At 68.8% G+C, this 20,334-nt stretch carries 19 protein-coding genes and 1 tRNA gene; 3 read left to right on the top strand and 17 right to left on the bottom strand.

The genetic code is table 11. From position 1 onward, the window contains the following. Positions 1 to 2: 2 nt before the first annotated feature. From IEY84_RS12550 to IEY84_RS12485, 14 genes are all read right to left on the bottom strand, one after another. Positions 3 to 299, bottom strand: a complete 297-nt coding sequence (locus IEY84_RS12550) for a hypothetical protein (protein ID WP_221209063.1) — start codon at positions 297 to 299, stop codon at positions 3 to 5. A gap of 10 nt (positions 300 to 309) precedes the next feature. Continuing rightward, positions 310 to 2,046, bottom strand: coding sequence for a sodium:solute symporter family protein (locus IEY84_RS12545; protein ID WP_221209046.1), 1,737 nt, complete (start codon positions 2,044 to 2,046; stop codon positions 310 to 312). Between the two features lie 82 nt (positions 2,047 to 2,128). Beyond that, positions 2,129 to 3,052: a siderophore-interacting protein gene (locus IEY84_RS12540; RefSeq protein WP_183547788.1), complete on the bottom strand. Its 924-nt coding sequence runs from the start codon at positions 3,050 to 3,052 to the stop codon at positions 2,129 to 2,131. Between the two features lies 1 nt (position 3,053). Beyond that, a complete protein-coding gene (locus IEY84_RS12535; protein WP_275944484.1) occupies positions 3,054 to 3,869 on the bottom strand; it encodes an ABC transporter ATP-binding protein in 816 nt (271 codons plus the stop codon). A 172-nt stretch (positions 3,870 to 4,041) separates the two neighbouring features. Beyond that, on the bottom strand, positions 4,042 to 5,073 hold the full coding sequence (locus tag IEY84_RS12530; protein ID WP_229788619.1) for a FecCD family ABC transporter permease: 1,032 nt from the start codon (positions 5,071 to 5,073) through the stop codon (positions 4,042 to 4,044). Next, positions 5,070 to 6,101: a FecCD family ABC transporter permease gene (locus IEY84_RS12525; protein ID WP_229788618.1), complete on the bottom strand. Its 1,032-nt coding sequence runs from the start codon at positions 6,099 to 6,101 to the stop codon at positions 5,070 to 5,072. The genes IEY84_RS12530 and IEY84_RS12525 overlap by 4 nt, the downstream gene beginning before the upstream one ends. 8 nt (positions 6,102 to 6,109) lie before the next feature. Continuing rightward, the gene (locus tag IEY84_RS12520; RefSeq protein ID WP_183547783.1) at positions 6,110 to 7,168 is read right to left on the bottom strand and encodes an ABC transporter substrate-binding protein; all 1,059 of its coding nucleotides are present in this window, start codon (positions 7,166 to 7,168) and stop codon (positions 6,110 to 6,112) included. 96 nt (positions 7,169 to 7,264) lie between these two features. Further along, the gene (locus IEY84_RS12515) at positions 7,265 to 7,867 is read right to left on the bottom strand and encodes a DNA-3-methyladenine glycosylase I (protein WP_183547781.1); all 603 of its coding nucleotides are present in this window, start codon (positions 7,865 to 7,867) and stop codon (positions 7,265 to 7,267) included. Positions 7,868 to 7,939: 72 nt separating this feature from the next. Further along, positions 7,940 to 8,908 carry a ribokinase gene (locus IEY84_RS12510; RefSeq protein WP_183547780.1) on the bottom strand — a complete coding sequence of 323 codons (969 nt, stop codon included), beginning with the start codon at positions 8,906 to 8,908 and terminating at the stop codon, positions 7,940 to 7,942. Between the two features lies 1 nt (position 8,909). Further along, positions 8,910 to 10,280: an amidohydrolase family protein gene (locus IEY84_RS12505; protein ID WP_183547778.1), complete on the bottom strand. Its 1,371-nt coding sequence runs from the start codon at positions 10,278 to 10,280 to the stop codon at positions 8,910 to 8,912. Positions 10,281 to 10,315: 35 nt separating this feature from the next. After that, a complete protein-coding gene (locus tag IEY84_RS12500) occupies positions 10,316 to 11,941 on the bottom strand; it encodes an ABC transporter permease (RefSeq protein ID WP_183547766.1) in 1,626 nt (541 codons plus the stop codon). Beyond that, positions 11,938 to 12,753, bottom strand: a complete 816-nt coding sequence (locus IEY84_RS12495) for an ABC transporter ATP-binding protein (protein ID WP_183547763.1) — start codon at positions 12,751 to 12,753, stop codon at positions 11,938 to 11,940. The genes IEY84_RS12500 and IEY84_RS12495 overlap by 4 nt, the downstream gene beginning before the upstream one ends. Next, entirely contained in the window at positions 12,750 to 13,772 is a 1,023-nt protein-coding gene (locus IEY84_RS12490) for an ABC transporter substrate-binding protein (protein ID WP_183547759.1), read from the bottom strand. The genes IEY84_RS12495 and IEY84_RS12490 overlap by 4 nt, the downstream gene beginning before the upstream one ends. Before the next feature lie 51 nt (positions 13,773 to 13,823). Continuing rightward, complete coding sequence (locus IEY84_RS12485) at positions 13,824 to 14,735, bottom strand: nucleoside hydrolase (protein ID WP_183547756.1); 912 nt, start codon at positions 14,733 to 14,735, stop codon at positions 13,824 to 13,826. A gap of 153 nt (positions 14,736 to 14,888) precedes the next feature. Between IEY84_RS12485 and IEY84_RS12480 the strand changes: the two genes are divergently transcribed. After that, complete coding sequence (locus tag IEY84_RS12480) at positions 14,889 to 15,887, top strand: substrate-binding domain-containing protein (RefSeq protein WP_183547752.1); 999 nt, start codon at positions 14,889 to 14,891, stop codon at positions 15,885 to 15,887. Between the two features lie 43 nt (positions 15,888 to 15,930). On the opposite strand, the gene IEY84_RS12475 is transcribed toward IEY84_RS12480, so the two are convergent. Further along, the gene (locus IEY84_RS12475; protein WP_183547749.1) at positions 15,931 to 16,434 is read right to left on the bottom strand and encodes a DNA-binding protein; all 504 of its coding nucleotides are present in this window, start codon (positions 16,432 to 16,434) and stop codon (positions 15,931 to 15,933) included. A gap of 78 nt (positions 16,435 to 16,512) precedes the next feature. On the opposite strand from IEY84_RS12475, the gene IEY84_RS12470 reads away from it, so the two are divergent. Continuing rightward, complete coding sequence (locus IEY84_RS12470) at positions 16,513 to 18,471, top strand: vWA domain-containing protein (protein ID WP_183547746.1); 1,959 nt, start codon at positions 16,513 to 16,515, stop codon at positions 18,469 to 18,471. Here IEY84_RS12470 and IEY84_RS12465 read toward each other — a convergent pair. Further along, a complete protein-coding gene (locus tag IEY84_RS12465; protein WP_183547743.1) occupies positions 18,468 to 19,430 on the bottom strand; it encodes a serine/threonine-protein kinase in 963 nt (320 codons plus the stop codon). The genes IEY84_RS12470 and IEY84_RS12465 overlap by 4 nt on opposite strands. Before the next feature lie 7 nt (positions 19,431 to 19,437). Next, positions 19,438 to 20,013 (bottom strand): dCTP deaminase, encoded by a 576-nt coding sequence (gene dcd / locus IEY84_RS12460; RefSeq protein ID WP_183547740.1) that lies wholly within the window; start codon positions 20,011 to 20,013, stop codon positions 19,438 to 19,440. Positions 20,014 to 20,115: 102 nt separating this feature from the next. Here dcd and IEY84_RS12455 point away from each other — a divergent pair. Further along, positions 20,116 to 20,191, top strand: a tRNA-Gly gene (locus IEY84_RS12455). Positions 20,192 to 20,334 lie beyond the last annotated feature (143 nt).

Below are 20,334 nucleotides of genomic sequence, written 5' to 3'. Positions count from 1 at the left end.
ACCTACTCCTTCTCACCGGGGTGAGGCGCGTCCGGCACGACCGGCCGGAGCACACCCCAGGCGATGAAGATCGCCCCGATGGCGAGCAGGACGATGCCCGCCCAGAGATTGGCGTTGGGCCCGCCGGTCTTCTCGACCTCCGGGTCGCCGAATAGGCCCATCAGCAGCAGGATGACGCCGTAGATCGAGAGCAGGGCCCCGATCACGTTGCGGATGTCGAAGAGCGACAGCAGCGTGCCGAGAAGGCCCTTGTTGACCTTGGTCTGGTCGGGTTCAGCCTGGTTGGATTCGGTGGACATCTCAGCCTCCTCAGAAGATCACGTTCAAGATGATGACCATGACCAGCGCGACACCGGCGAGCGGCACCGGCCGTGCGTACCACGGGCGGCCGGCGTTCTCGGCGTCGACCAGGTCCTCCTTCGGGGTCTCCGAGTAGACCAGACCCTTCAAGGAGCCTTCCGGCTTCGGCTTGGTCACCAGCGAGACGATCACGCTGACGACGATGTCGACGACGAAGGCCGCACCGGCAGCCACGAACGACGCCCCCTGGCCGGAGAGCGGCAGGACACCCACGGACAGCCCGCCGAGCGTGCCCTCGGAGAGAATGCCGACGAGCACCGCGGCCAAGGTGCCGGAGACCAGACCGGTCCAACCGGCGGTCGCGGTCATCCGTTTCCAGAACATACCCAGGATGAACGTCGCGAACAGCGGCGCGTTGAAGAACCCGAACAGGGTCTGCAGGTAGTCCATGATGTTGGAGAAGTTGGACGCGAGCGCAGCGGTGAAGATCGCGATGGCGGTCGCCGAGACGGTGGCCCAGCGGCCCAGCCTGACGTAGAACTCGTCCGGCCGGTCCTTGATGATGTATTCCTGGATGAGGTCGAAAGACACCACCGTGTTGAAGGCGGACACGTTGGCCGCCATCCCGGCCATGAACGCCGCCAGCAGACCGGCGAGCGCCAGGCCGAGGAGACCGTTGGGCAGCAGATCCCTCATCAGGAGGAGCAGCGAGTCGTTGTACGTCACGTTGCCGCCCGCACCTCCCGCGATCTGCGCCTCTCCTCCGGAGGCCTTGAAGTCGGCCAGCTCGGTCACCAGGACCGCCGCGATCATGCCCGGCAGGATCGTGATGAACGGGACGAACATCTTCGGGAAGGCGCCGATGATCGGTGTCTTGCGCGCGGCGCTGATCGAGTCGGCGGCCATCGCCCGCTGGACCTCGACGAAGTTGGTCGTCCAGTAGCCGAACGAGAGCACGAACCCGAGACCGAACACGATGCCGACCACCGAGAGGATGTCGGAGGAGAAGCCGGTCAGCGCGGCGCCGGGCCAGGAGTTGAGCTGGTCGGCGGCTGGCGCGACGGTGTCGGGGTTGGCAGCCGCGGCCCCCTCGATCTTCGAGGCCAGACCGTCCCAGCCCCCGACGTTGTAGAGGCCGAGGATGGTCAGCGGCAGCAGGGCGGCCACGATCACGAAGAACTGCAGCACCTCGTTGTAGATCGCCGCCTTCAGACCACCGAGGGTGATGTAGGACAGCACGATCAGCGCGGCCACGATCAGTGCGACCCACAGCGGCCAGCCCAGCAGCGCGTGCACGATGGAGCCGAGCAGGTAGAGGTTGATACCCGCGATCAGCAGCTGCGCGACCGCGAACGAGATCGCGTTGACCAGGTGGGCCCCGGTGCCGAAACGGCGCTTCATGAACTCGGGGACCGAGCGCACCTTCGAGCCGTAGTAGAAGGGCATCATCACGACGCCCAGGAAGAGCATCGCGGGAACGGCGCCGATCCAGAAATAGTGGACGGTGGGTAGTCCGAGCTGTGCGCCCGTCGCCGACATCCCCATGATCTCGACGGCGCCGAGGTTCGCCGAGATGAAGGCGAGGCCTGTGACCCATGCGGGCAACGACCGGCCGGACAGGAAGAAGTCCACCGAGCTCGACATTCCACGGCTGGCCAGGAAGCCGATTCCGAGAACGAATGCGAAGTAGATGGCGATCAGGAGATAGTCGACCGCGTTGGCCTGGATCAGGGTGTCCGCGGCCAGGATGCCTGTGTGCATTCCACGACCCTTCTAGTTTTTGGTCGCAACAAACTTAACCCCGAGTCCGGCCCAGGACCGCGCTGGGTCAGCCCTTCATCGACACGCCTTCTCGCCAGTAGCCCATGAAAGCGACCTGCTTGCGCGGCATCTCGAGCTCGTTGACCAGATGACGACGCAGCGCCGTGACCATCCGCGACTCCCCGGCGATCCAGGCGTAGCGCCCGTCCTCGCCGTTCCCGGTCGCATCGGCGGACCGGGTTTCCGTCGCGACCTCCTCGCCGGAGGACGAGTAGATCGGGGTCTCCCACAGGTCCGGATCCTCGACCTCGACCGAGGTCACGTCCTCGGGCGTCGCCTCGAAGCCCAGCAGCCCGCCGACAGCGGCGAGCACAGGTCCACCCACGGGCGCGCCATCGCGCGGCAGCCAGCTGATCTTCAGCCCGTCAGGAGCAGACACAGCCTGTACGTCCTCAGCGACCGGCACCTCGAGGAACACCGATCCGGTGGCATCCGCCGGCAAGGACTCGATGATCGAGACGATCGCCGGCACGGCAGTCTCGTCGCCGACGAGAAGCAGCCGGGTGGCGTCACCGGGAAGCCACTCGATGCCGCCGTACTCCTCGCTGAGCTTCGGGCCGATGACCATGAGCTCGTCACCCGGCTGGGCTGCACCGGCCCAGTCGGAGCCTGGACCGTGCGCCCCGGGGTGCAGCACGAAGTCGACGTACAAGCGCTTCTCGATGCCTTCCCCCGCGATCGACCGGATCGTGTAGGTGCGCATCCGCGGGCGCTCGTCGTCCGGGAGGGCGAGCCAGTCGGTGTACCAGTCGTCGGCCGAGAGCTCGGGCAGGACGCCCGGGGAGGCCGGGAAGAGCAGCTTGATGCGCTGATCGAGGCTGGGCCCGTCGTTGCCGAAGTCGGCCAGGTCGTCGCCGACCAGCTCGATCCGGGCGAACGACGGGGAGAGGCGCTCGATGGAGCGCACTGTGACGCGGGCGAGGATGGGCATGTCAGGCTCCTTGTGCGTGGGGGTGAGCGGAAGGTCGGTGGTGGCGGCCGATGGGTACGACCAGCGGTGTGCCCGAGACGGGGTCGTGGATGATCTGCGCCTCGAGGCCGAATACCTCCTCGACGCGGGCGGCGGTCACTACGTCCGCCGGGCGGCCCGTGGCGGCGATCTTGCCGCCGCTCATCGCGATCAGGTGGTCGGCGTAGCGCGCGGCCAGGTTGAGGTCGTGGAGCACCATCACGACGGTGGTCCCTCGGGTCTCGCGCAGACCGTGAAGCAGGTCGAGCAGGTCGATCTGGTGGGCGACGTCGAGGAAGGTGGTCGGCTCGTCGAGGAGCAGCAGGTCGGTCTGCTGGGCCAGTGCCATCGCGACCCAGACCCGCTGCCGCTGGCCGCCGGAGAGCTCGTCGACGACCCGGTCGGCGAGACCGAGGGTGTCGGTCAGCTCGAGCGCTTCCGCGACTGCCGCATCGTCCTCGGCAGACCAGCGCTGCAGCGCGCCGCGGTGAGGCTGGCGTCCTCGGCCGACCAGGTCGACGACGGTGATCCCCTCCGGCGCGATCGGCGACTGCGGCATCAGGCCGAGCGTCTTGGCGACCGTCTTCGTGGGCTGCTTGTGGACCGCCTTGCCGTCGAGCACGACCTGCCCGGAGATCGGCTTCAGCAGCCGTGCCATCCCGCGCAGCAGGGTCGACTTTCCGCAGCCGTTGGCGCCGACGATCACCGTGGTGAGGCCGTCGGGGATCTCCAGCGAGACCTGGTCGACGACCGGGTCCGCACCGTAACCGAGGCTCACACTCTCCGCAGCGAGTCTCATCAAGCCTTCCTTCCAGCTCGGCCGCAGGGCGCGCCGATGACTCGGGCCCGTCGCGAGCGGCGCGATGGGCGGGTGATGGCAAGGCGCCGCCGCGAAGGCGGACCGGGGTTGTCCGTCGAGCGGTGGCAACGCCGCCAGCGCCCGTCCAGCGCGTCGCGCAGCAGGGCCCGGGTCATCGGCGCGCCCTTGTGAGCAACCACAGTAGGAACGGCGCCCCGAACGCACCGGTGACGACGCCTACCGGGAAGGAGACGCCGGGGACCGCATAGTCGGCGATGTAGTCGCCCGCCACCATCACGATCGCGCCGACCAGCGCAGCGCCGACCAGGGTCGTACGCCCGCCGTTGAGCGCCCGCGAGATCGGTCCGGCCACGAACGCGACGAAGGCGACCGGCCCGGCGGCGGCGACGCCGAGAGCGGTGAGCAGGACCGCGAGCAGGAGCAGCAGGTCCGTACGCCGCCGGCTGACGCCCAGGCCGGTGGCCACGTCCGGGCCGAGCTGAAGGGCCTGAGCAGAGCGGGAGATCCAGGCCAGCGCCGGGATGAGCACGACGAGGAAGCCGAGCAGGATCCAGATGGTCGGCCAGGTGACGCCGTTGAGCGCGCCGGTGAGCCAGCGCAGCACGAGCAGCGCGTCGAACTCGTTGGCACGGGTGAAGAGATAGTGGACGACGGCGGTCATCGCGGCCGCGGCGGTGACGCCGACGAGGACGAGCCGGTAGCTGCCGTCGGAGCCGGCGACGAGCCGGACGGCCACCGCGATCGCGAGCGCGCCCAGGATCGCGGCGACGCTCAGGGCCAGGCCCTCGAGGTCGAGCACCACGATCGCGAAGACCGCCGAAGCGCTGGCGCCGAGCGAGACGCCGACGATGTCAGGGCTGGCCAGCGGGTTGCGCAGGGTGCTCTGGAAGACCGCGCCAGCGATGCCGAACGCGACGCCGACCAGCACCCCCAGGATCGCCCTCGGCAGCTTCTCGGACATCAGCAGGAAGGTGGCGCCGGGGATCTCGGCGCCGCCGAGGATCCGGAAGAAGTCGGGCACGGTGATGATGTAGTCGCCGAGCAGCACCCGAGCGACGAAGGCTCCGAACAGGAGCGCCGCCAGGACGGCGACGACGTAGGCGTGGTGCCGTCGCGGTGCACGCCGGGCCTTGCGTACGACGTCGACGGCCCGCGTCGGTTCGGTAGGCGCGGTGATGCTCACAGGCCCGCCATCCGTCCGCGCCGCAGGAACCAGATGAACGCAGGTACGCCGACGACGGCCGTCATGATGCCGACCTGCACCTCGGTGGGCGGCAGCACCACCCGGCCCAGCGCGTCGGCGATGGCGGTGAGCGCGGCGCCGGCGGCGATCGAGAGCGGCAGCACCAAGGTGTAGCTGGGGCCGACCAGGGCGCGTACGGCGTGCGGGACGACCAGACCCACGAAGGCGACCGGCCCGACGAGAGCGGTGGCGGTGCCACAGAGCAGGACCACCCCGACACCGACGACCACTCGGTCCAGACCGGTGCGGCGGCCGAGGCCCTTGGCGAGGTCGTCACCGAGCGCGAGCGCGTCCAGCACGGGGGCGCTCAACAGGGCCAGCAGGGCCCCCACGACGAGGAACGGGGCACAGACGGCGAGGTCTCCCCAGTCGCTGCCGATGGTGCCGACCTGCCACTGCCGGAAGACCTCCAGCCCCTGGTGGTCGATCAGCAGGATGCCGCTGGTCCAGCTGGTCAGCGCCGCGGTCAGCGCGGCACCGGCGAGCACCAGCTTGGCCGGGGTCGCACCGTCGCGCCCGATCGCGGCGATGCCGTGCACGAGGATCGCGGCCAGCGCCGAACCGATGAAGGCGGCCCACAGCAGCGAGTTCAGGCCGGTGGCCCCGACGTACACGAGCGCCACCACGACCGCGAACGCCGCGCCCGCGTTGAGGCCGAGCAGCCCGGGGTCGGCCAGCGGGTTGCGGGTGAGCCCCTGCAGGCAAGCACCGCCGAGCGCGAGCGCACCGCCGACAGCGAAGGCGGTCGCCGTACGGGCGATCCGGTTCTCCAGGATCGCGTGCCCGAAGCTGCCTTCGTCCAGCAGTGCGGTCGGCGGAACCCACTCGGAGCCGAGCAGGATCGAGACGACCGCAGCGAGGACGAGCATCCCCAGGATCAGCCCGATCCCGGGAAGCGTCCGACCCCGGACGACCGCGGCAGCAGGCGCTGCCGGGGCGACCGGGGCGAGGGGCGTGGGGGTGGTCAACGGAGCCGTCACTTCTCCGCGGTGACGTTCACCTTCCCGCCGTCGACCGCCTCGGCGATCGAGGGAACGAGCTCGTCGATGAAGTAAGGGATCGACAGGGTGCTCGCGGCGGAGAAGGTCAGGGACAACGGCTGGTCGGTGATGTCGAGGTAGTGGCCACTCTTGATCGCCGGGATCTGGCTGAGCAGCTTGTCCTGCTGCAGGGCCTCGAAGCTGCCCTCGGTGTAGCCGAGGTTGATCAGCACCTCCGACTCCAGCTCGGGAGCCTTCTCGGCAGAGACGTCGGTGTAGAACTGGCCGGCCGGAACGAGCTCGTCGGCGACCGGAGCGAGCTTCATCCCGAGCTGGGTCAGCATCTGCGGGCGGGCGTCGCCGGCGCCGTACAGGCCGATGGTGCCGAGCTTGGAGTTGTCCTGGACACCGGTGACCAGGTATTCGGCGTCGACGATCTGCGGGTGGTCCTTCTGGGCCTGGGCGATCGCGTCCTCGGTCTCCTTCTTGACCTCCTCGGACAGGGTGACTCGGCCCGTGGCCTTGCCGATCATCTCCAGCGAGTCCTGCCAGGAGGTCAGCCACGGGTCACCGGGGAAGGCGACGGTCGGGGCGATCTCGTTGAGCTTCTTGTAGTCCTGCTCGGAGATGCCCGAGTTGGTGGCCAGGATCAGGTCGGGGGTCGCCTTGCTGATCTCGGTGAACGGGATGCTGGTGTCGGCGTTGTAGCGCACCGGCTGCTCACCGCCGACCTCCTTCAGCTCGGCGTCGAACCAGTCGGTCGACTGCTGGTCGTTGCCGCCCCAGGTGATCGCCTGAGCAGCGACCGGGACGACACCCAGCGAGAGCGCGACATCGTGGTCGGACCAGCCGATGGTGGCGACCTTGGTCGGCTCCTTGGTGATCTCGGTGCTGCCGTAGGCGTGCTCGACGGTGACGGGGAAGGCGCCCGAGTCGGCCTTCGATGCGGAGTCCGCGGAGCTGTCCGCGGAGTCGGTCGCGCCCGTGCTGCACGCAGCCAGGCCGCTGGCAGCGAGCACGACGCTCGCTGCGATGAGTACGGATCGACGGATCACTGGGGAACCATCCTTCGACAGGCTGGGGACATCGCCCTCGGGTTAGGCAATGCTTAGTTAGGACAGCCTAATCACATTGGTCCTCCCGCGTCGAAGTCAGGGTCTGACGAATGCCGCCCGTTCGTCCTCGACCCGATCCCGGATCACACAGTCGAGCGAGTGGTCGTTGATGATCCCCATCGACTGCATGAAGGCATACATCGTCGTCGGTCCGACGAACTTCCAGCCGCGCTTCTTGAGGTCCTTGGACAGGCTGACCGAGGCAGGCGAGGTCGCCACCACCTCCGGGACCTTCAGCGGCTCCGGCTCGAAGCTCCAGACGTACGCAGCCAGCGACCCACGCTCCTCGACGAGCTCGACCGCACGCCTGGCATTGTTGATCGCCGCCTCGATCTTGCCGCGGTGGCGGATGATCCTGGCATCCAGCAGAAGCCGCTCGACGTCGCCCTCGTCGAACTCGGCCACCTTGTAGAAGTCGAACCCCTCGAAGACCTCGCGGAACGCGGGCCGCTTGTTGAGGATGGTGCGCCACGACAGGCCGCTCTGGAACCCCTCCAAACAGATCTTCTCGAAGAGCCGGACGTCACCGCCGGCCGGGAAACCCCACTCGGTGTCGTGGTAGCCCAGGAACTCCGGCGCCCCACCGGCCCACGCGCAACGCGTCTGGCCGTCGGGAGCAAGGAAGGGTGCTTCGCTCATCCACCCGACTCTAGCCGCGACCGCCGACTACGATCCGCCCCGTGGTCCCGGCGAGCCGAGGCCTTATCACCCCTACCGAACCTCTCGGTCCGCGGCGAACTCGTCGATGGTGTGCTTGGTCGGGATCGACCGGAGCGCGCCTCGTCGGGTGACGGTCAGCGCACCGGCCAGCATCGCCTCCTCGACTGCGCGCGGCAGTGGCATGCCGAGCGCGATCGACGCGGCGAGCACGCCTGCGAAGGCGTCGCCGGCCGCCGTGGAATCAACGGCCCGCACCTGATGCGGCGGGTACTCGATGGTGACACCGTCGGTCAGCAGCGTGGCTCCACCGCCGGCGCGGGTGATGATCGATGATCGGGCGCCCTTCCGGGCGAACCATTCCGCCGCGGCCTCAGATCCGGCGGCGTCGTCGACCGGCTCGCCGGTGATCGCGGCCGCCTCGGTCTCGTTCGGGGTCACGATGTCGATCGATGACCACATCTCCTCCGGGAGCGGGAAAGCCGGCGCGGGATCGAGGATGACGCAGATACCGGCGTCGTGGGCACGCCGGATGGCATGCAACGCCACGTCGACCGGGATCTCGAGCTGGACAAGGAGAACGGCCGTGTCGCCGGCCACGCGTGAGAAGACCTCGTCGACCTGCTCGCGGGTCACCAGGGCGTTCGCCAGCGGAGCGACGACGATGTCATTCTCGCCTGACGCGTCTGTCCGGATCTGCGCCAGGCCGGTCCCTCCGTTCCGCCGGAGGACCTCACTGACGTCCACCCCCGACTCCCCGAGCTCGGTCAGGGCCAGCTCGGCGAAGGCGTCGTCGCCGACGCAGCCAGCGATGCGTGTCCGGGCGCCATACCGTGCTGCGGCGACCGCCTGGTTCGCACCCTTGCCACCTGTCCCGATCTCGACACCGGCGCCGATGACGGTCTCGCCAGGCTTCGGCAGGTGCGGGGTCGAGACCGAGACGTCGACCGAGATGCTGCCGATCACCAAGACGTCGCCCCGCCTCCGAGCGCCGTCCGGGTCGCGGTCGTGGCGGGCAGACATCTCAGGCCACCTCACCGAGCAGCGCGGCCTGACGGGCCGACGCACGTGCCCTCACCTCGGCCTCGTCGATCGTGACCACCTCGCCGTCGGCGACGACCTTCTGGCCGTCGACGAACACAGTGGTCACGTCACGGCCGCTGGCCGCCTCGTAGAGGAACGCCTCGGGCGAGGCGAACCCAGCGGCCTCGGGTCCCATCGTCGAGAGAAGGACGATGTCCGCACGCTTGCCGACGACGAGCGAGCCGGTCACATCGCCCAGACCAACAGAACGCGCGCCGCCGACTACGGCCATCTCGAGCGGCTCAGCGGCCTGCACGCTGTTGCGGTTGTGGTTGGGTGTACCGTCGACGAGCTGCTGGCCGATCCGGGTCAGCATCGCGATCCGGAACAGGTCGAGCGTGCCCAGGGTCGCGACGCCATCGGTACCGGTCCCGATGTCGACGCCGCGGCGCCACATCCGCATCGCGGGAGCCGAGCCGATGGAGTAGTTGCCCTTGGCGCAGTGACACGCGGAGGCACCACGCGTCACGTACTCGCCGATCTCCTGGTCACTCACCAGGATCGAGTGGGCGCAGTGCAGCGTGCGGTCGAACACCCCGAGGTCGATGAGGTGCTCGATCGGCCGCTTCCCGAACCTTTCGAGGGCATAGTCGATCTCGTAGGTGCCCTCCACCAGATGGGTGTGCACCTTCACCCCGCGGCGGGTCGCCTCCTCGTGCACGGTGGTGATCAGCTCGGTGCTGCACGTGATGATCTGGCGGAGCGACATCGCACCCGTCACCCGCCGCGAACCGTCCGGGCTGGCCGGATAGGCGTCGGCGACGGCGATGTTCCGAGCGATCGCCTCTTCGGTGGTCATGACCATGGACTCAGGGATACGCGACCCGCCGTCCATCGTCGACTGCGACACGATCCCGCGGATCCCGGTGGCGATCGCGGCGTCGGCCATGCTCTCCGGGTGCGGGCCGCCCGCCTCGAAGAATGCGGTGGTGCCTGAGCGCAGCATCGTCGTGTAGGCGAACTCGCCGGACAGGCGTACGTCGTCGGGGGTCAGCGCGGCCTCGAAGGGCAGGTAGTACTCGCGCCAGGTCGGTACGCGCAGCCGCCGCGTCCGCTGGAGCGTCGTGAGGACGCCACGCATCAGGCTCTGGGCGGTGTGGAAGTGCGCATCCGTCAGGCCGGGGATGGCGATCTGGCCACCGCCGAACACGCGGTTGTCGGTGGTCCACCGCTGACACACCTCAGCGGTGGGGCCACGGTCGACGATCACACCGTCGGAGATCGCGACCGCCCCATCCGGGATCACGGTGGCGTCGTCGTCGAAGGTGACGAGGTGGACGTTCTGCAGGATGGTGTCGGCGTGCTCGATCATGGGACTTTCCGTGTCGTGTCGTCGGGCGGGCGCGCTCACAGCGCGATGCCGAGGCGACGAGAGATGGTCGTGTCGATCCAGTTGATGGCGGCGTACAGCAGGAGCACGAGCACCACGACGAGGACGCCGGCGCTCCACAGCGTGAGGTAGTCGGCACTGACGGCGGCGAGGGTGATCAAGCTGCCCAGACCGTCTCCGGTGGCCAGCCACTCGGCGAGCATCGCGCCGCTCACAGCCGCGGGCACCGCGATGCGCGCCGCGGCGGTGATCGCCGGCACGGCGTACATGACCTGCACGCGCGCCGCGGCGTCGAACGCGGATCCGCCTGATGCGCGCACCACGTCGATGGCATTCTCGGGAGCCGACCGCAGCCCCAGGATGACGGTCACCAAGGTCGGGAAGAACGTGACCAGCGTGACCAGCACCGTGACTCCGACCAGTCCGCGCCCGAACAGCAGCACGATGAGCGGAGTGAGCGCCACCAGCGGAACCGAGCGGAGCATGATCGCGAACGGCATCACGACACGCTCGAGGCCCGGCGTGGCCACGAGAACGACCGCACCGAGAGCGGCGACGACGGTTCCGACGACGAAGCCGACCCCGGCGTGCACCGCGGTCTGGCCGGTGGCGGTGAGGAACGCGTCCCAGAACTCTCCGGCCGGTGCACCGGTGGCCGGATTTCCCTCGACCAGGAACCCGACGACGTCCCCGGGGCTCTTCACGAAGAACGGCTGGAGACCGAAGACCGGTCGTAGCGACCACCACATGCCAAGCAGCAGTCCCGTCGACACGACCATCCCGAGCACCGCCTGCCGGCGAGACAGGTCGCCCGTCGCGCCCCCGGCGACGGAGGTGCCGGACATGGCGCCCTTCCCCGCCCACGGCACCAGGATCCTGGCCAGAAGCGCCACGGCGACGTAGCCGACCGTGGCCAGCGCACCGATCGTCACCGCGATGACCCACACCCGGTCGGTCATCAGCGAGTCCTGAGCGTTGACCAGGACTACACCCAGCCCCTCGGGCGCGCCGAAGAACTCGGCGACGAGAGCACCCAGGATGGCGGCCGGCACCGCGATCTGCAGGCCCGCGATGAGGCTCGGCAGCGCTGACGGCACCCGGACGAAGCGCAACGCTGACCGCTCCCGTCCACCCGTGACACGCACGACGTCCAGTGCCCGGTCATCGGCCGAGTGCAGACCGAGCAGCACGCCGATCAACAACGGAAAGTAGACCTGCAGGGCGGCGATGGCGATCCGCGCCGCCTCCCCCTGGAAGGTGATGACGATGATCGGCGCGATCGCGACGAACGGGATCACGTGGATCGCCACCGCCACCCGGATCACGACTGGCTCCAGCGTCGGCACGAGCACGCTCACCGCCGCCAGTGGCAGGACAGCGAGCGTACCGATCAGGAAGCCCAGCGCCGCGACCTCGAGTGTCGGTCCGGCGTTCGCGACGATGAGCGACCAGTCGTCGACGAACTGCGCCAGCAGGTCCGCCGGGTAGGGGATCAGGTGCCGCCCGCGAAGGGCGGTGGCGAGCGCGAGCCAGACCCCGAGCAGCGATACGCCGACCACACCGGCCCGTACGAGCGATTGGCGCCGTTCCCTGCTCAGGCCCCGGCGATCGGCCCGGTGCGCCACCGTTGCCGTCGTACTCACGACGTCGACCCGCCTTCGGCCTCCGCGGACGGCGCCACGGCGCCCCGGGAGCGCTTGGCGTCGAAGAGCAACCGCGACAGCTGGTCGGTGAAGCGGTGGAACCGCTCCTCCTGCTGGATGTCCGGCGTACGCGGACGTTCGAAGGGCACGTCGAGCTCGGCGACGATCCGGCCCGGCCGGGCAGCCATGACGAAGACCCGGTCGCTGAGGAAGGCTGCCTCGTCCAGGGAGTGGGTGACCAGGAGCGTGGTGGTCGGGCGCTCGGTCCAGATCCGCTGGAGCTCGATGTTCATCTGCTGACGCGTCATGTCGTCGAGCGCACCGAAGGGCTCGTCGAGCAGAAGCACGTCGGGCTCGAGCACGAGAGAGCGGGCGATGGCCACCCGCTGGCGCATGCCGCCAGACAGCTGTGCCGGCCGCGCCCGTTCGAATCCGGTCAGTCCTGTCAGCGCGATGAGGTCGGCGATGGCGCGGTGGTCGATCTTCTTGCCCGCGATCTGCAGCGGAAGGGCGATGTTCGCCTCGACAGTACGCCACGGGAGGAGCGCGGAGTCCTGGAACGCGACTCCGATCGCATGCTCGCGCTGCACCTCCGCCGGCGTCCTGCCCAGCAGCGACACCTGTCCACCTGTCGCGACATCGAGGCCCGCGAACATGCGCAGCAAGGTCGACTTGCCGCACCCGGACGGGCCGATGAGCGCGACGAAGGACCCCTTGTCCGCCCGCAACGTCACCTCGTCGAGGGCGGTAACGGTCTGCTCGGAGGTCTCGAAGACCTTGGAGACCGATTCAGTGACGAATCCGGCGCTCACTTTTCCTCCGCCTGCACGGAGAGGTCGAACAGGTCAGCAGCGTTCACCTCGAGGCCGATCGAGTCGAAGAACTTCTGCTGGCCGGAGACGCCGCCCTCGGTGAGGCGGACAACACCCTGATCCTCGGTGCCCTCCTCGGCGAGGTCGGCCCAGACCTGGGCGCTGGCACGCTGCTGGTCGAGATCGAGACCGACCTGCTCGCCGTACTCGTCGACGACGATCTGGGCCGCCGCGTCCGGATTCTCGACCGAATCCTGCACGCCGCGGGTGACCGCGGCGAGAAGCGCACGGACAGCGGCCCGTTCCTCGGGGTCCTCCAGCGAATCCTGCCGCACGACCAGCAGGTTGCTCCAACGGTTGTAGCTGTAGTCGGCCAGCCGGATCTCGTTCGTGTCGACACCCTGGTCCTGGATGGCGATAGGCTGGTTGGCCAGCGTTCCCGACATCGCGTCGACCTCTCCCGACATCAACGAAGCGGGATCAGAACCGGTGGACACCATCTCGACCTTGTCGGCGTCGACACCGGTCAGCTTGAAGAAGGGCTCGTACACACGCATGTCGGTCTGGGACACTCCGAAGCGCTTGCCCTCGAGGTCCTTGGGCTCGGTGATGCCGCTGTCGGCAAGGGTGACGATGGCCGACGAGGAGGTCTGGTAGATCGCACCGACAGCGACGAGGGGCGCACCGGCCTTCACGCTGTCCGCCAGGGCCTCGCTCGACATCGTGCCCATCAATGCGTTGCCGCTGACGATCTGGGCGTCGGCCGTGACCTCTGGCCCGCCGGGCAGCAAGGACACGTTGATGCCCTCGTCCTCGAAGTAGCCCTTGTCGTCGGCCACGATCGGACCCATCGCCTCGACGTTGGGGAACCAGCCGAGCTGGAAGTTCGCCGTGTCCACGCCGCCCCCGGAGGTGTCGCTGCCGCAGGCCGCGAGGCCGCTCAGCGCGACGACGGCCGCCGTGGCCCCGGCGATGCTGCGCCAGCGGCGCGAGCGTGAGGGTTGGAAGGTTGTGGACATGAGAGGGGCTCCTTGGCAATCAGGGGTGAGGGTGGGGCGATGTCGGCGTCGTCAGAGCGTCAAGAGGGCGCAGGCACGGTCGCGGTCGATGGCGCGAGGGATCAGGATCTTGGGGCGCTCGCCCACGGAGTCGCTCCAGTCGACGGCGGTGTAGCCGCGAGCGAGCCCGTCGGTGGTGTCGACGAGCACCGCGTGCTCGTCCTCTGCCGTCACGACGCTCGGGTCCAGCGCGACCGCCATCGCCAACGGGTCGACCCGTCCGAAGGTGCTCGCGGTGTCATACTGCGGCTCGGTGCTCTGGCGATGCGCATCGATGGCACGCAGGGTGCTCGCTGCGGCAGTGGTGCCGGCCCAGAAGCCGTCGAGCTCGGAGCGAGTGAACCTGTTGTCGAGGGAGAGATCCCAGGTGATGACGGTGTGGTTGCGCACCGTGGAGTAGACGATCTCAGCGGCAACCGGATCGGCGAACACGTTGAACTCCGCCGTGACGCTGGCATTGCCACGCCCCGAGGGTGATCCGCCCATCGAGACGACACGCCCGATCTGGTCGATGATCCCCGGCTCGAGTCGGATGGCGAGGGCCAGGTTGGTGAGCGGCCCGAGTGCGACGACGGCGAGATCCTTGCCATGCACCTGGGCCGCTTCGATGATCACCTCCGCCGCATGGCTCGGGTGCAACGGCCCCAGGTCGGTGTCGGGCCAGGCGAATCCAGCGATCCCGTCCGCTCCGTGAATATGGGGGGCTTCGACAGGCGTGCCGAGGAGTGGCGCGGCCGCTCCACGCGCTACCGGGATGCCCGGAGCGATCGCGCGCACGAGGTGTTGTGCGTTACGGGTGACAGCGTCGATACCGACGTTGCCTGCCACCGTCGTGACGATCAGCTCGTCCGCCGGCATACGGCCGAACGCCATCGCCAGGGCGTGGGCGTCGTCTAGCCCTGGATCGGTGTCGATCAGCAGCATCGTTGTTGGGACCCTTCATCGGAGAAACGTTTTCGCACGGCAGCGTATACACGCCCGTCGGTGATGTGGAAGAGTGTGGCGAAAGGTTTTCGCAAAAGTTGCTCCCCGCCCCCGGCGAGGGACAGGAACGATGTTGAAGAGGTGGCCGCGGGCATGACCGAAGGACAGGTGACGATCGTCGACGTCGCAGCGACGGCCGGGGTTTCCCTCTCCACCGCCTCCAAGGCTCTCAACGGCCGTGATCGGGTGAGTCAGTCGACCCGCGACCGAGTCGTTCGCGTCGCCCAGGAGCTCGGCTACCGACCGAACGTGCGCGCACAGCGGATGCGTACCGGCCGCTCCTCAGTGGTCGCGCTGGTCACCGCCCTGCCGGCCCAGATCGTCAGCGAGGCAGCCCATCTGGGGTTCTTGCTCGAGCTGTCGTTCCCCATCGCCGAGCAGTGTCTGCGGAACGGCTACTCCATGCTCCTCGTCCCACCGGTCTCCGACCTGGCCGCCCTCGACCAGCTCGACATCGACGGAGCGATCGTCGTGGACCCGCGCGCCGATGACCCGATCGCCGACCGCTTCCGGTCCCGCGGCGTCACGGTGGTCACGGTCGGCAAGGACGGCGCGGGCGCCGCAGACGCCTACCTCGACCGCGGAGCCGGTGGTGCCGACGTCATGCTCGACCACCTTGCAGACGCCGGAGCACGCCACGTAGCCGTCGCCCTGAGCCGCCAACCCTATTCGCTCGCAGACTCACACCTCGCCTACCTGGAGTCCCGATCCGACGAGCATCTGCGTGTCAGCGTCATCCGCGCCGACGCGAGCGCAGGCGAGGAGGGGGGATACGTCGCAGTACGGGAGGCATTGGTGTCGGACCCGTCGATCGACGCCGTCTACGCACCTCTGGATGCACTCGCCGCGGGCGGGCTCCGCGCAGCGGTCGACCTGGGCCGCACGGTGCCTGACGACCTGATGGTCGCGACCAACTACGACGGTCGACGGGCCGCGCTTGCCCAACCGGCCATCACCGCACTCGATCTCAACCTACCGGTGATCGGCACGCGCGTCGCCGACCTGCTGCTCGGCCTGCTGAACGGCCGGCAAGTCGCCGTAGCCCACAGCCCCACACCGGTCGTCATCGCGCGCGCTTCGACGAGCCGATGATCGTTCCGACCGGCCCGGGGGCTCGGTCCATGGCGACTCTCGATCAGAGCAGGTGACGGATCGAGGCGAAGTGGGTGCGGAGCTCTTCGTCGGTCCCGGAGCCGTAGATCCGGAGCACGTCGGCAAGGCCAGGGGCCACGTCGCGGAGGGCATCGGCGGCCTGCTGGAGCTCGCGACCGGAGGCGACGGCGCGCAGTACGCCGCGCACGACCGCGCCCCCTTCGGCGGCCATGACACGTGCCCCGGTTGTCAGCTCCGAGGACAGCTCACGGATCTCGTCGAGCCGCGCGTTGATCTGGGAGGTTGTGAGCTCGCCCGCGCTGGCACCGAGGTCGATCAGCGCGTGCAGGCGCCCCAGCGCGATCGGGTTGGCGATCTTGACCCGCTGCCCGGTCATCAAGTGCGACAGCATCGCCGGGCTCAGTCCCAGAACCTTGGCGGTCGTCGCCTGAGTGAGGCCCAACGGGGCGGTCGCACGTCGCACCAGCTCGCCCAGCGGCTCGCCGTACAGCTCGCGCTGCCGTCGGATGTTCTCCTCGACACTCATGACGTGAATATACACACGTAGACGACAAGTTCGCAAACGTACTTGCGTCGTATACATTAGTGAACATAAGGTGCGGGCATGCGGAACAGACTCGCGATCACCAGCGGCCTCGCCGGCGCCCTGGTCCTGGCCGTGGCCGGCGCCGGGGCAGCCCCCGCCGCCGCCGAGGAACAGCAGCAAGGGACGTACGGGCGGATGATGCTCGTGCTCGACTCCTCCGGCTCGATGAAGGAGCCGGCCGGCGGCGGCACGACCAAGATCCAGGCGGCCAAACAGGCCCTCGACACCGTGATCGACGACCTGCCCGAGAGCGCCGACGTGGGCATGCGGGTCTTCGGCGCGAAGGTCTTCGGACGCAAGCAGAAGGGCGCCTGCCAGGACACCCAGCTCGTTGTCGAGCCCGGCACCGGAAACCGCGACGACCTGAGGTCGGCGGTGAGCGGCTACAAGCCCTACGGCGAGACCCCGATCCCGATCGCGCTCGAGCGTGCCGCCGAGGACATCGGGTCCGAGGGCAAGCGATCGATCGTCCTCGTCTCCGACGGTGAGTCGACCTGCGGCGACCCCTGCCCGGCAGCGCAGGCACTCTCAGACAAGGGCATCGACCTGCAGATCGACGTCGTCGGGCTCTCGGTCTCCGGCAAGGCCCGCAAACAGCTCGAGTGCATCGCCGAGAAGGGCAACGGCACCTACTACGACGCCGACGACGCCGAGGGCATCGGTGAGTCGATCTCCGGCGCCTCGCAGCGCGCGTTGCGACCGTTCGAGTTCACCGGCACCCCGGTGAAGGGCACCCCCGACGCCGCAGACGCGCCCACCGTGAAGACGGGGCAGTATCTGGACACGATCCAGACCCGCGGCGAGCGCTACTACCGGTTCAAGCGCACCGCGCCGGGCACCACGGTGCACTTCGGGCTGATCTTCGAGGGCGAGTCCGAGGATCTGGTCAGCAACCTGAACGCGCAGATCAGCGTCGAGGACGAGAACGGCGATCTCACCCAGTGCCGGCGAGCGGTCGTGCAGAGCACGACCCACGGCGACGGCAGCCGGCTGATCTTCGGCTCCACGCACAGCGCGGACACCGACCCGGAAGCGCCCTGCAACACCGCCGACGAGCTGTTCTTCGACACCAAGTCCGGCGGCAAGGACACCGGTGCCATCGCCGGCAAGCAGGTCCAGCTGATGGTCTACGAGGAGCCTTCGCTCAGCGCGGCCGCCCTCGATGCGCTGCCCGCCCAGCCCGACCCGCCGACGTGGACCGAGCTGACGCCGGCCGAGCCGACCGCCGGCCTGATCCCGGGCAGCGCGATCGCCAACGCGCCGATCGTCGAGGACGGCACCTACTCGTTCGACATCAACCCGGGCGAGAACCAGGTCATCGGCGTCCCCGTCGGCTGGGGCCAGCACCTGCAGGCCCAGTTCGACGCCAGGCTGACCGACGCGATCCGTCGCGAGTGGGGAGTCGGAGCGGGCATCCAGCTCGATGTCATCGGACCGCTCGGCGGCCAGGCCACGATCGACCTCGGCACCGATGTGCCGGAGAGCTGGTGCCGCCCCGGCCTGCTCCAGAACTGCCCGGACGCCTGGCGGACCGGCACCCTGTCCAACGTCATCGCCTACCGCAACCGTTTCGACTTCGCCGACGCCGCGGCCTCGACCGGCCTGCCGGGCGTCCACTACGTCCGGGTGCAGTACGGCCTCGACGAGAACATCAACGTGCCGTACACCCTCATCGTCAAGACCGTCGGCGAGGACGGCGAGGGCGAACCCGACTACGAGAAGGTCTCCGGACTGACCGCGCCCACCGCCGATCTCAACCTGAACGCCGCCGACGGCGCCGAGGCACCAGAGGGACCGGGCGCCTCGGGCAGCCCCGACAGCTCCGGTCGGAACACGGTGACCACCATCTCCGGCTCCGACCAGGGCGGAAAGGGGTCTGACACGCTCGAGCTGGTCGCCGGCATCGGCGGGACCGGCCTCGGGCTCATCGCGCTCGCAGCGGGGGCTGTGCTGCTGATCCGGAGACGGCGCGCCTAGCTCAGCAGGAAGACGCCGCCCGCCAGCAGCAGGATCCCGGCGAGCATCAGCACGACGATCGGCCACACCGGCCGGTCGTCGTGCTGTTTCGTACGTCGCAGCGCGGTCTTCTCCGGAGTCTCCCGCGGGGTCAGTGGCGGAGGCGGCGGAGGCGGCGACGTTCGCCCCGCGGCGTACTGATCCAGGACCTCGGCCTCGCCCGGCTCCCAGGGCCGGGCCGGGACGGCCCGGGCGAGCAGCTCGCGGAACTCGGCGGCGGACTGCGGCCGGGCGGCACGATCCTCGCCGACCGCGCGCAGGAGCAGCTGACCCAGCTGGGTCCTCGGCACGTACGCAGCGTCGTGCGGTGGTCTGGTCCCGGTGAGCAGGTGCAGGCCGGTGACGGCGGTGGCGTAGAGGTCGTCGCGGGGATCCGGGTCGAAGCCCTGATCAGGCGCCATGTAGCCCGGCGTACCGATCATCACGTTGGCCTCGGTGAGCCGCGGCTGGTCGGACGGGACGGCCACCCCGAAGTCGGAGAGCCGCACATGCGGGACACCGGCACCGGTCACCTCCAGCAGCAGGTTGCCCGGCTTGACGTCGCGGTGCACCACCCCGGCGGCATGCACCGCCTCGAGGCCGGAGAGCGTCTGGTCGAGGATCGCGGCGACCCACTGCTCGGACAGTGCGCCGTAGTCACCCACGAGCATGGCGACCGAGCCGCCGCGCAGCAGCGGCATCGTGAACAGCACGTTGTCGTCCTCGCCGGCCCAGCCGAGCGGGGTCACGACGTGCGGGTGGTGGATCCGGGTGGCCTGCTCCCGGATGAACCGAAGCAGGGAGGAGGCATCGCGCTGGCGCAGCAGCTTGGCCGCCTTGATGTCACCCTCGCGACGGTCGTGGACCTGCCAGACCGCGCCCATCCCTCCCTCCGCGATGGGCTCCAGCAGCTCGTAGCGCCCCGCGAAGACCTCGCCCACCGGCCGCTCAGATCTTGGTGCGGTGGAAGCTCTGGAAGCTGCGCGAGGCCGTCGGCCCACGCTGGCCCTGGTAGCGACTGCCGTACTTCTCCGAGCCGTAGGGGTTCTGCGCGGGCGAGGTGAGCTTGAAGAAGCAGTACTGCCCGATCTTCATGCCCGGGTAGAGCTTGATCGGCAGCGTCGCGACGTTGGCCAGCTCGAGCGTCACATGCCCCGAGAAGCCGGGGTCGACGAAGCCGGCGGTGGCGTGGGTGAGCAGCCCGAGCCGCCCGAGCGAGCTCTTGCCCTCCACGCGCGCCGCGATGTCGTCGGGAAGACTGACGGTCTCGTAGGTCGATCCGAGCACGAACTCCCCCGGGTGCAGGATGAACGGCTCGTCGCCCTCGGTCTCGATCTGCCGGGTGAGCTCGGACTGGTCGACGGCCGGGTCGATCGTGGCGTACTTGTGGTTGTCGAAGACCCGGAAGAACCGGTCCAGACGTACGTCGATGGACGACGGCTGCAGCATCGACTCGTCCCAGGGTTCGATGACGATCCGCCCGTCTTGGATCTCGGTCAGGATGTCCTTGTCGCTCAGCAGCACGAGGCAAACCTAACGCAGCCGGGCGCCAGGGACGACGGCGCGACTTTCCGGACCGCTTTTCACACCTACCGGGGAGCGTGCGGTAGCATTCCCGTCGCACCTGCGGACGTAGCTCAGTTGGTAGAGCGCAACCTTCCCAAGGTTGATGTCGCGAGTTCGAATCTCGTCGTCCGCTCCAATGATCCGGGCCGTGCCTCTTGGTGCGGCCCGGTTCCGTTCACTTGCACGATCCAAGTGAGGCCGCACACGATCCCCGCTGTTTCGGCCCTTCGTCCATTAAGATTGGGTCTCTGTTTTCCAATCACCGTGTGAACGAGACGT

The organism is Nocardioides albus (assembly GCF_014648255.1).
GTDB lineage: Bacteria > Actinomycetota > Actinomycetes > Propionibacteriales > Nocardioidaceae > Nocardioides > Nocardioides albus.
Note: the sequence above shows the minus strand (reverse complement) of the source record. Positions and strands in the feature narration are given on the sequence as shown.

Coding starts and splice junctions, on each gene's coding strand:
- IEY84_RS12550 (WP_221209063.1), bottom strand. CDS start 299: ATGTCCACCGAATCCAACCAGGCTGAACCCGACCAGACCAAGGTCAAC.
- IEY84_RS12540 (WP_183547788.1), bottom strand. CDS start 3,052: ATGCCCATCCTCGCCCGCGTCACAGTGCGCTCCATCGAGCGCCTCTCC.
- IEY84_RS12535 (WP_275944484.1), bottom strand. CDS start 3,869: ATGAGACTCGCTGCGGAGAGTGTGAGCCTCGGTTACGGTGCGGACCCG.
- IEY84_RS12515 (WP_183547781.1), bottom strand. CDS start 7,867: ATGAGCGAAGCACCCTTCCTTGCTCCCGACGGCCAGACGCGTTGCGCG.
- IEY84_RS12510 (WP_183547780.1), bottom strand. CDS start 8,908: ATGTCTGCCCGCCACGACCGCGACCCGGACGGCGCTCGGAGGCGGGGC.
- IEY84_RS12505 (WP_183547778.1), bottom strand. CDS start 10,280: ATGATCGAGCACGCCGACACCATCCTGCAGAACGTCCACCTCGTCACC.
- IEY84_RS12490 (WP_183547759.1), bottom strand. CDS start 13,772: ATGTCCACAACCTTCCAACCCTCACGCTCGCGCCGCTGGCGCAGCATC.
- IEY84_RS12485 (WP_183547756.1), bottom strand. CDS start 14,735: ATGCTGCTGATCGACACCGATCCAGGGCTAGACGACGCCCACGCCCTG.
- IEY84_RS12480 (WP_183547752.1), top strand. CDS start 14,889: ATGACCGAAGGACAGGTGACGATCGTCGACGTCGCAGCGACGGCCGGG.
- IEY84_RS12475 (WP_183547749.1), bottom strand. CDS start 16,434: ATGAGTGTCGAGGAGAACATCCGACGGCAGCGCGAGCTGTACGGCGAG.
- IEY84_RS12470 (WP_183547746.1), top strand. CDS start 16,513: ATGCGGAACAGACTCGCGATCACCAGCGGCCTCGCCGGCGCCCTGGTC.